Here is a 12031-nt window from a genome sequence, read left to right on the forward strand (position 1 = left end):
AGATTTTCGACCTTAACTATCCTAAACAGATTATTATTAGCGACAAAAAAGCAGCCATGAGCAAGTCTGCTTACGGCTGCCGAATTAGTTAAATAGTAAGCTGGTCTAGTTTACTTTTTCTCTATTTTTTGGAACTTAGGTGCTTGCCAGATATCGTTGCGAACATCTGAACCTGGTGTGTACATTCTTAGAATTGCGTACCAGTCATGATTTGGGATAGGTAAAAAGTTAGGATCGCTCTCTTTTCCTTTGGTGTTTGAGCTCATGTTTATAGTATAGGAGCCGTCAGCATTTGCTTTTAAGGTGCGGTCACCTCTTGAGTGACGGTTTAACTCGTTGTATTCCATCAGGCGTGTTTTGTTACTATAGGCAGTATAAGACCAGAAGCTGTCAACATCCGGCGCCTGGAATGTGATGCTATAGTCATATTTACTTCCGTCAAGCTTTTCACCCTCAGCATCAAGGAAATCAACCGTATACATGGTATGTTCCGCTGGTAAGCCCCATTGACCTAGCAAGGTACCGTATGCGTGCTGATAACTAGGAACCGCAGTCATCTCTTCTCGGGTACCTAATAGATCCCGAGAGTCGTTGAACGGCGCATTCTCAATATGTTTATAACCGTCTTTTTGGGCTTGCTCAATATCTGCCTGCTGCTGTTTGGTCAACAAAGTGCCTTGCGGTGCTCCTAATCCAAATTGAGCAAACATATTGATCAATTCAGCATCATGTTGACGCATAGTTCCTTCAGCTAATATGAAATTTGTACGCTCAACCCAGTTCGTTTCTTCAGGGTTAGGGTAATTACGCTGTTTTGGTTTAGGCCCCTTTTGTCCAAGGAACTCAGACAGGGTGCGTACCGACCACTGATCCATTAATTTTTGTGCTTTAGGCGAGTCATCCCCTCCTAAATCCATGATCCGTCCCATCATTTTAACCAGGGGATGCTCAACATAGATAACCTCGTCAACACTTGCAGGAACTTCTCCTTCCCAACCTTCTACTGCATACATAAAGATGCCGCCTTTACTGCCGCGATCGGGTGAGCCGAAAGCAGAATCGGTAAAATGCTGCATATTCATAGTGTGAAACAGCCAGTAACGGCCTTCGTCATGATCTGGAACAGTAATGATCACGGGCTCGGCACCAAGATCCATCCAGCCCATTAAGTGGAGCGTATCATTGTTAATGGTTGGGTGTGCGGTATAAGTGTCATCGGCAAGTATACGGATATTTTGAAACTGGTTTAAGGGGTAATCTTCCTTAACTACGGTTTCATAAAAGTATTTATAAGCTTCATCGATGGAAAATGCATATTCATAAGCAAGTTGAGCTAATTGGCGTGTATCTTGGGTTGCAACTGCTTTTGTCGCTTCCGTTAATGGAGTTACCGGAGCTGGTGAAGCAAAAAGTGGAGTGCAGAGGAAAGTACCTGCCAGAGTGACTGCTAATAGTGTTTTTTTCATTGTTGACTACCTTATGTATTGAAAAGACAAGTTCATAATAAGCTCTGTTATGGTATGTCACAATTGATATTTGCGGGTTTAATGAATATCAGGAATGATATAAATCAAATATTAAGCAGCCGGTTTTTGTGCTCCCTGATTAATACCAATCCGCTTATTATTATGATCTGTTTGTAAAATTACTGCTTCAGTCTTGTCTACGGCATCACACGGTTAAAGCAGCAGTTCCGAATATAAAAACAGATCAGTTAGTTTTGCTGCATGGTATAAGTTATCCAGTTCTGCTATTCGTGAATTATAAAGAAAATTGATCCGTTGACTTATGGTTAATCGTCGTGGTCGAGCGTAATTTGGCTGGGTGCAGGGGATTTAAATAAGTGATTAATGTAACAATAATTATATCCTATAAAAATATAAGCTAGGGTGTTAGAAGCAGCCGCCGGCATAAGATAGTTTTTATCGAATACACCCCGGCGTGGTATCTACCAAGCAGCTACACCCACAAGCAGCCTGGTCATCAAACGGCATTTTTCACCGCTAGCGAAACTACAATCAGCAGACTGCTTCTTTAATTAACTGATGCAGGTAACGATGAAACGGGTTTGAGCGGTCAATTAGCCTGATAGTTGATGACATTTTTATTGCTAACTCAAGTTCTTTAGGCGCAGGCACTTTGATTAAGTCCATTCCTAAGGTACTCTCTGGTAAAACACAGGCTATGTTATCTTGCTTCATAAACTGTAAAGTGAGTGAAAGGCTGTCTAAGTCATACTGGTAGTTATGTGTAATGCCAATTTTTTTAATATGCTCTATATAACGAAACCTTTGCTCGTTCCAGCCATAACTGAGTAGTTTAATAAATGGCCAGTCTTTAACTTCATCCCAGCTTTTTTTACCCTGATTACAAGCGATTGCAACAACCAGTTTATCATTGCGTATTATCTGCTGGTATATCTCCGAAGGTGTTTCATCGTGCCAGTAGTGCAGGCCTAGGCTGATATCAGCTGTTATTATTTGCTTTGTGACTGTCTCACTCCAAGTTTGCAGCTTAATGCCTGCATTGGGAAAATGGGCTTGTAAACGCTGGTAAATGCAAAAACCAAAAGCTTCTAATAAGGAGGCCGGCATAGCGATAACAATAGGTTTGTTATAACTTGCTGCATCAAAGTGAGTCACCTGAATAACATTTTCAATTTGTAAGATGGCTTTTTTGACTTCAGGCAGTATGGATAAGGTATATTCAGTGGGCGCTAACCCTGCCGCAGTGCGCTCAAACAGAACATCGTTTAACTGCTCCCGTAAGCGAGCCAGCTGCTTGCTGACCGCACTTTCACTGACACCAAGTTTAATACCAGTCTGTTTTAAACTGCGTTTTTCACAGAGAATAACCAGCATTCTCATTAGGTTTAGGTCGATTAACTCTTTCATCTTTTACTCTCTTTAGATTTTGTCTAATTGTGAAGCGTGCTTGAGAATTTTTCAAGTGTGGCTTTCCTTACTTTCCTGTTTGTCCGTGTATAGTAAGCAACGTTACGAAGAGCATGGCTGTAGACAAAATAACAACCTTTCTTAAATGTTTACTGCAAGCCTATTATTTGCCATAAAAGTTTCTTAAGGAGTTTTTAATGAATACTATTAAAAAAAGCGTTATTGCGATAGCAATTGCAGCTGCGACTATTTCAGCCCCTGTTTTTGCTGAGACTATCCCGAACTCAAGCATGAGCAGTACAGAATACGTGGTCGGTGGACCTACCGGAAGCGTGATGACACCGGAGTATGCTGAAACTGTTGCAGCCTTTGCCTATACGTGGGGCTGGCCTATGGTTAACATGCAGAATCGTCAAACTGTTTTCTCTCAGGTTCCTTACCAGTCACTGCTAGGCGGAGCAATGCCGGCTGCACCAATAAACCTGCTTACCATGTTAACTGACTATATCTCGCCTGATATGCGTGATGTTGCTCATCCGAATCAAGACGTGGTGTATGGTTTCAGTATGCTCGACTTATCAAAAGAGCCTGTGATCGTTCAAGTTCCTGATTTCGGTGAGCGCTTTTGGAACATCATGGTTGAAGATCAGCGTACCGACAGTTTTGCTAAACTTGGCAGCCAGCATGCAACTAAGCCGGGCTTTTACATGCTGGTTGGTCCATCTTGGGATGGAGATCTGCCTAAAGGTGTTAACGGAGTATTCCGCTCTTCAACGGATCTGGGAGTTGTGATCCCTCGTGCGTTTATGGATGATACCAAACAAGACCGCATTGATATTCAAGAGCCGGTAAATCAACTGGCTGTCTATCCTCTGTCTCAGTTTGACGGCAAGATGAAAGTAACTGACTGGGCCTCATTACCTGATCTTTCAGATCCGAATGCAGACACATCCGCTGGTGAAAAATCCTGGGTTAATCCGGAGACTTTCTTTACTAAAGAGCAGCTGGGGACTGTGCTTAAAACAGTAGCGCCATTGCCGGGTGAGCAGGCAGTCTATCAGCAGTTTGAAGCTTTGCTGGAGCAGGTAGAAAAAGATCCTAAAATCAAAAAAGCGGTAATAGCTGCTGCTAAGCAAGCCGAGAAAGAGCTGATTCCCTCTTTATTCCGCTTAGAAAACGTCGGTAAAGAAGTAAACAACTACTGGACGACGCCTATGAGCAACGGCCGCTTTGGCACGGATTATTTAACACGCCTGGGGGTAGCTAAATCCAATATATTTACTAATGACAGAATCGAAACAAACTATTTTTACCAGTATAAAGATAGTATCGGTGAACGCATAAACGGCAATAATAAGTACACCCTGACTTTTGAAAAAGGACAAACACCGCCGGTCATTAGTAATGGCTTCTGGTCATTAACCATGTACGATGAAAACCATTTCTTCAGTGATAATGAATTGAAACGTTACTCAATAGGCACTAAAAACAAAGAGCTGAAATACAATGACGACGGCTCTCTGACTCTTTATATTCAGCACCAGCGCCCAAGTGAAGATAAAGTAAGCAACTGGTTACCAGCTCCAGATGGCAAAGTTGCTATGACCATTCGTGCCTACGGCCCAACGGAAGATATGTTGAGCGGAGACTGGCAGCCGCCTGCGATTGTTAAAGTAAAGTAATCTGAATGAGTGCAGCCAGAAAAGCAAAACAAGGAGCTTATCATTAATGTTCTGCAGCTGGCTGCCTGTTCCCCTCTTTTTTTGACCACTGCTTCCGTTCATAAATCGGAGCGGAAGTTTATTGGTGATGCAATATTAAATACAACACAAACCAAAATAATGTACAGCAATCTTTAGCAAGGAATCTAATTATGAATAAAACGTGGTTGAGTTACTTCTTTCTGGCGGGGGCAATTTCATTATCATTTGGGGTACAGGCTAATGATGCACAACCCAAACTGGTATTGCAGATTACGGTCGATGGTTTACGAGGTGATCTGCTTGAACGTTATAAATCCAATTTTAGTGACAGCGGCTTTCGTTACCTAATGGAAAACGGTGCTTATTATACCAATGCTCATTATCAGCATGGGAATACAGAAACCATTGTGGGACATGTATCGTTAGCCACCGGTGCGCCGCCAAGTGTTCACGGCATGGTTGGCAACGTATGGTACGACAGAAATGAGGAGCGTTTGGTCTACAACGTTGAAGATGCTGGCTACAGCATGTTGACCTCTGGTGCCGGGGTCGACCAATCGACTGAAATCGATCCAACTCAAAAGGCCGCACTCCAAGACGGGCGTTCTCCAGAATCTATTTTATCGACAACTTTTAGTGATGAGCTTGCTGTATCAAGTAATGGTAAGTCCAATGTTTTTTCCGTGTCGGTCAAAGACCGCGGTGCGATTTCAATGGCAGGTCATTCAGGCAAAGCATTCTGGTTTTCTAAAGCACAATCTGAATTTGTTACTAGTAATTACTACTATGATAAATATCCAGACTGGGTCACGCGCTGGAACGAAAAGAAAATCCCAAGCCGGTATTCAGGAAAGCAATGGCAACTGTCTTTAGAAAGCGATAAATACACTCTTAAAGAAAGCAGCCCAGATGATCATAAAGTTGACTTAGCTGGCTTTAAGCGTATTTTCCCTCACCCATATGGGCCAGCAAGCGATAAGTACTACAGCACTATGCTCACCCTTAGTCCTGCTGGAGATGAAATTACCGCTAATTTTGCCAGCACTCTGCTTCAGCAAGAAAAACTAGGAAAAGGTAAGTTTACTGACTATCTTGCCGTGAGCTTTTCCTCAAATGACTATGTGATTCATATGTATGGCCCATCGAGCCTAGAGACTGAAGATAATCTTATTCGTCTCGACAAAACCATTGCCGAACTTCTGCAAAGCGTTGATTCTCACATAGGGCTTAAAAATACGTTAATCGTACTGTCTGCTGATCACGGTGCTCCGGAAGCATCCCCAACCGTTAATGCATTAGGCTACAACCAGGCAGACTATTTCAATAAAGACTCGATTATGGTGTCCGGACTTTTAACTCGCCTTAAATCTGAATTCGGGTTAGATGAAAACGCGGTACGTTTGTATGCGCAGCCTTATATCTATTTGAATCACGATGTAATAAAAAAGAAGGGGGTAGAGTTAGACAAAGTACAAAAAGCGGTAGCCGAAGAAGTCTCGAAGGTAAAAGGGATTGCGTATGCGGTCACCAGTTCGGATATCGAAAGTAACCAGCTGCCCGACACTCACGTAATGCAGATGGTGAAAAATAATTACCATCAGCAGCGCTCCGGCGATGTGTATTTGATATTTACTCCTCGCTCTTACATTAACGATATGGATGGCCTGACCATCGCGTCAACTCATGGTTCGCCCTGGCGATACGACACGCATGTCCCCGTGATTTTTGCCGGTTACGATATCAAAGCAGACAGAATCAGTAGAGAAGTGACACCGTATGATATTGCCCCTACACTTTCCAATAAACTGGGTATCACCCAGCCAAGTGGTTCTATCGGACAAGTGCTCACAGAAGTAATAACAAAGTAGAATTATGTCAATATAGAAAGACCCATCAGGTGTATGGGTCTTTCGTTACTATTTATTGTGTTTTTTCTACTTGAGGTAAAATATAACGCCCTTCTAAAATCGCGTCATTTGGACTATACATTCTAAGGATGATATAAAAGTCTTCACTGGGTGCAGGCAGCCAATTGTCCGAAAACTCACCTTCTGGTTGAAGATGTGAAATTGGAATTTCAAAGCTACCGTTTTCTTTAATTTTTAACCCGATAGTGTCAGACCCTACTTTATAACGTTTAAGGTCATTTTTAATGAGCATTTTATCGTCAGCGTTATACATGGTGAGCGACCAGAACTCACCAACAGGTGGTACCTGATTAAACTTCAATACATAGTCATTTTGACCTGAAAGTATTTCATTGTTTGAATCGGTATATCGAATTGGATAAATCGCTTCTTTTTCACCGTTTCCTCCTAAATAAGGACCAGCAATCATAGAGCGTAATGGGTAGTTATATCCAAATGAGTCCAATCCAGTAACCCATGTCCAACCTTGTCTTATTGCTGCAGTGCTGGCAAATGATGAAACTACCGCTTTTGGCGCATCTTCTAATCCTTTTAGCAATCCTTGCTTCATGTCCTTGGACATTTTATTTGGGTCGAAGCTATCTTTTGTTAAACCAAAACGTTCATACTGGGCGAATAGAGCTTCATCCGCTGATTTGATATCATTTTGTTGAAGAGCAAAGCTGAGATGCTTAAAGAATCCAAATTCATCACCTTTAATTTCAGGCATTGGAGGTAATGACTTGATAGATGAAGGCTTCCCATCTAGAGTCGTTAATTTGAACTGGTCTTGTAACTTATGAATTGGGGACATTTCTTCGCCTTGTTTAACCTGCAAACGCCCCCATAACCATACTTTATTCGTTGAAACATCAATACGAGTCATTGATTTTGGTATATCACCTTTCCAATTTGGCGGTACTAATACAAATTTTCCAGCTTTTGTACCTGTAGTACGTTTACCGATATATTTTTCAATTTCCTGCCACATATTGAATACATTTACGACGTAATATCGATTTTTGGTATCGGGTACTTCAAACACATATGGCTGATCTAATACAACAACACTACTCATGTACAAAGTATCATTATTGGCCGTAGGCATGTCTTTAGCTTCAGGTGTTGCAAGCTCTCTAGCCCAGCCGATATTGTTTAGCGGGGCACGATAACTAGTCGCCGGCTTGGGAGAAGGTACGTCTGTGTAATCGCGGATGACTCGCTCCATACGGACAAGTGCGTATCCATAACTATAAGCTGATACGCCTAAAGAATAGCCGTCGGCTTGTAGGCCCTGAGATGTAACTTCAGGTGTCCCCGGAGTCGTTAACAGTGGGTCAGGAAAAGTTTCGGCTAAAGATATAGAGGCTGTAAACATACATCCGATTAACAATGCTACTTTTGTGTGTCTTCTATTCATTAATAGTTCCTCTGTTCTGTAATGTGGCTATCTAATTGATTCATTTCAGTAAAGTTAGGTTTCAATGTATGGCAAGGCTTAATTATTCAATTTACTTCTACGACTAATCAGCATCAAAGCTTAGGGGGAATAAATTTGATCAAAGTCAGTACACAGTTTTGCTTATCTGTTTGAAAAGCCGAATTTATATACTAAGTGCAACAAACATTATTGAAACATTTTGCGCATTCCTCAACTTTTCTTTTTAATATATGTGAGGGCATGCATGAGACGCTGCAATTACTTATCAACGAACAATGATATACGCTTGTCAAGTTATATACCGTTACTAATCAAAATGTATTTATCAGTCGTCAGCTCGGAGTTGTCGAGATAAGTGATATAAGAACCACGATTTAGTGACCGGCAAGCCTTGTACTGTGATCGGTATATCCGACGGCGTATTTATGATCTGCCTGCTTCTGGTCAGATTTGTCATGTTGATATCGAGCTCTGCCATTATCCGGCAAACTGGTCATTGAAGTTTATAGCTGTCCGATGATTATCCAGCCTGTCTGGTTAAGCCTGGAAAAGCTCTTTCCAGTTACAGCTGAGTTACGCCAAGGCTGCACCATAGTCGCGGATATTTATTATATGCAATATAATTGCGAACAGCGTGCCTTGGATTCCAAGTTAGCCACCCGTAATACTATGAAAGATATGGTGTTGGTAGAAAGTGACTATACCGTTTTTAAGGCGGATAATCTAACTAAGTTTGCAGCACCAGAAGGTATTCAGCAGAGATATTTTTAAAACAGCAATCAGGAAAGTGCCTGGCAAAGCAGATTGAAATTATACCGGTCCTATGGGGCATTGTCCGTTATTGAGTATTTACAGCGTTTGATTTGAAATTTTCTACACCGATAAAACCATACTCGCTACTAAGCTGCAATATTAGTATTAGTTAAAAAATACGCTCCGGGCTGGGTTAGCCCGGAGCGTAATGCCGATGAGTTCGACTGTAATCAGCCTTGATACATTCGAATACATCTGACATATAATTCCCCGAACCAGAATGCGTCATACGAAATATAGTCAATATCTGTGAGTGGAAAAGTACTGGGCTATCGTTCTATACACAGATCAACAACTAGCTGTATTCTTGCAAATCCGGCTCTATCCAGGTTAATACAAAGACGTTGGGCTGAACTCTTCAAACAGATACAGTAAAGAGTTATCTGCGCCTTTTGTTAATGCCTTAGCACTACTTTCTCCAGCGTAGTATTTAGCAAAATCTGCTGTCGATACATTAATTATTTCAGTTGGCTTTCGATAATTACGCTCTACTTTTCCAACAAACTCAGCAATTGAGTTGCGGATATCTAGGCCGTATTTATCACCATTTTCAAATTCAAACACTAAAAAACCACTCTTGTCTGCAGCTAAATCAGGATTTATACGGGTACGAAGATAATCTACTGCCGTCGCACTCTCTTTTTCAGCCCAGTCAGCCGATTGAGTACCCGTGACTGTGATATCGCTATTGCCTTCCAGCGAATGAACCGCAGACATATAAAAGTTTCTAGCGATCATACCTGGTGATAACTGCCCTAAAGAACGTAACGAATCAGCCAATGCCTGACGTGAGGCTTTATCATTCGGTTTTGCATGATATAAATAAGTTGCCAGCTGCTTCGCCCAGAGGTGTTTACCCGAGTCTTGTGCTCGCTGCCATTTGTTAAATACGGCTTCTTCCCCTCCCATCGCTTCAATCAGGTAGTTGGCTTCCGTGTCGTTCGGCAGGTTGTGTAATTCGTCAGCATAACCTGAAAAATAGCCTGCATTTGCCGTTGGAAATGCTTGATAAAATGTCTCAGCCTGGCCATATGCATCATTAACAAAAGGCGACTGAGTGGTTGATTCAGGCAAACTAATATGGTGCTTGAGTTGGTCTGGACGGATCCCTTTATTAGTCATTCGAATAGACTGATCATAAACAAAGGCCATCGAATCGACAATCGAAGTGATAGCATTGTTGATTTTCTCTTTACCAACCAAAGGAGCTGCACCGCCCCCTCCATTTAGCACAATCGCAGGGTTAATTTCACGAAGTTCTTTCAGCGCATCCATCCAGGTATTCGGATCGCGATAACTGTCGCCACGAAGAGTATAGGTATTTTGGTGAGGCCAAAGTACGTTTTCAAATACCAGGTCTAACTCGTGGAAATAGAATGAAATGGAGTCATCAGAATCAGTCGCATGATGGTACCCCGTCACGGTAAAGGGTCCAACCTTAACCGTTTCCTGATCAGCAACTGGCAGAGTGACAGGCATAAAAGCAGATTCCCCCAACGTCAATTGCGCAGGAATAGAAGGGGCATCAGCCCCTTTAAGAGGTAAGCCCTTAGCAAACTGAATATCTGTGCGCGCATTGAGTACTGGTAACAACTCTGGAATCGGAGTTTTTGCGATACCACCAGCACCTTTAGATGCTTCAAGTTCATTGGCAATTGGGTGACCTACAATAATTGGGTTGTCACCGTCAGCTAGCCCTTCGGCACCATACATATAATGAGCGTGGTCGTAAAAAATGGCTAATACTGGTTTATCAGAGATATTCTTGCGAATGTAATCTCGGAAATGCTTACCTTCACTGCGGTCCTCACCAGTATTCAAAACTATCAGTCCCTCGTCGGTTTCAATTACAGCTGGAGCATAAAAGGGCCCCCATAATTGGTAAACACCTTCCGCGACAACGGTATGAGTCAATGTCTCAGAAAGACGAGTGAGCGGTACAATCTGTTGTACAGCTTCTGGATTCACAACCGCCCCTGATTCTAGAGTAACGAGAGGTGATTCTAGCTTACCATTGTAGTGACTCCAGCTTGAGTCCGCAGCTGCTTGACAAGAAATCAAAGCTAGCGCACTCACAATTATTTTTAGTTTCATAATCAATATCCTAAATAAACTGATAACTCTTGATGTTTGTTTAACTTTTATTGTTAACCACTATTGTCAGTACAGGTAAATAGATCCACTGGTGCCTTAGCTAGTCAACAAAACAAATTTATCACAAGCAAATCTTGATTAAATGCCCTGTTGCTTGTACTAATAACAAATACAATTTGTTATTGGGTGTGTTAATTATGGATTTCAATCTTATCAAGGCGTTTATTGTTACATTCGAAGTCGGAACGATGACCAAATCTTCAGAGCTGATGGGAGTGTCACAACAGGCCGTCAGTGCTTCTATAAAGCGATTAGAGGAGGTCATGAACGAAAAGCTTTTTCTTAGAAAAGGAAGAAGTATTGAGCCCACATATGCAGCGGAAACGCTTTACCAAAAATTGAAGCCCGTCTCATCAATGATAGAAAACGCTGTAACTATTAAAGAAAGGCTCAGTGTGGCCTGCTCAGAAATACTCTTAGACAAGCTGTCTGACCTTGATGAGATCAAGCTTAAGCAGACTGAATTTGACCGAAGTCTATTGGATGATGACTTGCGGTACCAGCGCACAGATATCGTGATTGATATCGTCAATGTGTTGAGCCCTGGTTATGTTGCAGAGCCTGTCTATGAGGATTCATTAGTGGTGATCTGTCAGCAAGAACATCCTCGTATTCATTCAGAAATCAGCAAGGAACAGCTCTATCAGGAACAATTTGTCACTGGTCAGATGCGTTTAAATGGGCGTACTGGCTTTGAAATCTACGCAAGGGAGGTTGTAAATGAAAGAAAAGAAAAGGTCCTGATGTATTCTACAGCCAATGTTATGATGCTTGTATCCCAGACACACTTATTAGCAACGGTGTCAGAATATATGGCAAACAAATGGGCGGACAAGCTCGGTCTCAAAGTTTTACCCTGTCCGGTGGATTTGAGACCGATTACATTTTCTATGATGTATCATCAAAGATATCAAGCAGATCCTTTCCATATGAAAGTGAGAGAAAAGATTAAATCTTGTTTCAAATAAACAGCGGCTTTGAAGGCTTTGTTAGTGAAATCACTGGAGCCTTTTTGCTCATACGTAACCTGATTTTTAAACAGGTAGTCGGTGAATGCATAATGGAAAAATCAAAAGGTAAATTATTAACTGGGCGCAGTATAACCAAGCGTTGTTAAAT

General features: G+C 41.9%; 8 protein-coding genes. 4 read left to right on the forward strand and 4 right to left on the reverse strand.

From position 1 onward, the window contains the following. Window positions 1-110 precede the first annotated feature (110 nt). Together G337_RS0107125 and G337_RS0107130 are read right to left on the reverse strand one after the other, a co-directional pair. Complete coding sequence (locus G337_RS0107125) at window positions 111-1466, reverse strand: DUF1214 domain-containing protein (RefSeq protein WP_028863282.1); 1356 nt, start codon at window positions 1464-1466, stop codon at window positions 111-113. Window positions 1467-2018: 552 nt separating this feature from the next. Continuing rightward, window positions 2019-2894 carry a LysR family transcriptional regulator gene (locus G337_RS0107130; protein ID WP_028863283.1) on the reverse strand — a complete coding sequence of 292 codons (876 nt, stop codon included), beginning with the start codon at window positions 2892-2894 and terminating at the stop codon, window positions 2019-2021. A gap of 197 nt (window positions 2895-3091) precedes the next feature. Between G337_RS0107130 and G337_RS0107135 the strand changes: the two genes are divergently transcribed. Further along, entirely contained in the window at window positions 3092-4576 is a 1485-nt protein-coding gene (locus G337_RS0107135) for a DUF1254 domain-containing protein (RefSeq protein ID WP_037027185.1), read from the forward strand. Window positions 4577-4767: 191 nt separating this feature from the next. Continuing rightward, the gene (locus G337_RS0107140; protein WP_037027187.1) at window positions 4768-6465 is read left to right on the forward strand and encodes an alkaline phosphatase family protein; all 1698 of its coding nucleotides are present in this window, start codon (window positions 4768-4770) and stop codon (window positions 6463-6465) included. Between the two features lie 52 nt (window positions 6466-6517). On the opposite strand, the gene G337_RS0107145 is transcribed toward G337_RS0107140, so the two are convergent. Then, the gene (locus G337_RS0107145; protein ID WP_028863286.1) at window positions 6518-7924 is read right to left on the reverse strand and encodes a DUF1254 domain-containing protein; all 1407 of its coding nucleotides are present in this window, start codon (window positions 7922-7924) and stop codon (window positions 6518-6520) included. 537 nt (window positions 7925-8461) lie between these two features. Between G337_RS0107145 and G337_RS0107150 the strand changes: the two genes are divergently transcribed. Beyond that, entirely contained in the window at window positions 8462-8716 is a 255-nt protein-coding gene (locus G337_RS0107150; RefSeq protein ID WP_028863287.1) for a hypothetical protein, read from the forward strand. A 372-nt stretch (window positions 8717-9088) separates the two neighbouring features. Here the strand turns inward: G337_RS0107150 and G337_RS0107155 are convergent, their stop codons facing one another. Continuing rightward, window positions 9089-10726: an alkyl sulfatase dimerization domain-containing protein gene (locus tag G337_RS0107155; protein ID WP_169719615.1), complete on the reverse strand. Its 1638-nt coding sequence runs from the start codon at window positions 10724-10726 to the stop codon at window positions 9089-9091. Between the two features lie 323 nt (window positions 10727-11049). Between G337_RS0107155 and G337_RS0107160 the strand changes: the two genes are divergently transcribed. Continuing rightward, a complete protein-coding gene (locus tag G337_RS0107160; RefSeq protein WP_028863289.1) occupies window positions 11050-11880 on the forward strand; it encodes a LysR family transcriptional regulator in 831 nt (276 codons plus the stop codon). The last annotated feature ends 151 nt before the right edge of the window (window positions 11881-12031 follow it).

Origin of the sequence: Psychromonas aquimarina ATCC BAA-1526 (genome assembly GCF_000428725.1) — a bacterium.
GTDB classification, from domain to species: Bacteria; Pseudomonadota; Gammaproteobacteria; order Enterobacterales; family Psychromonadaceae; genus Psychromonas; species Psychromonas aquimarina.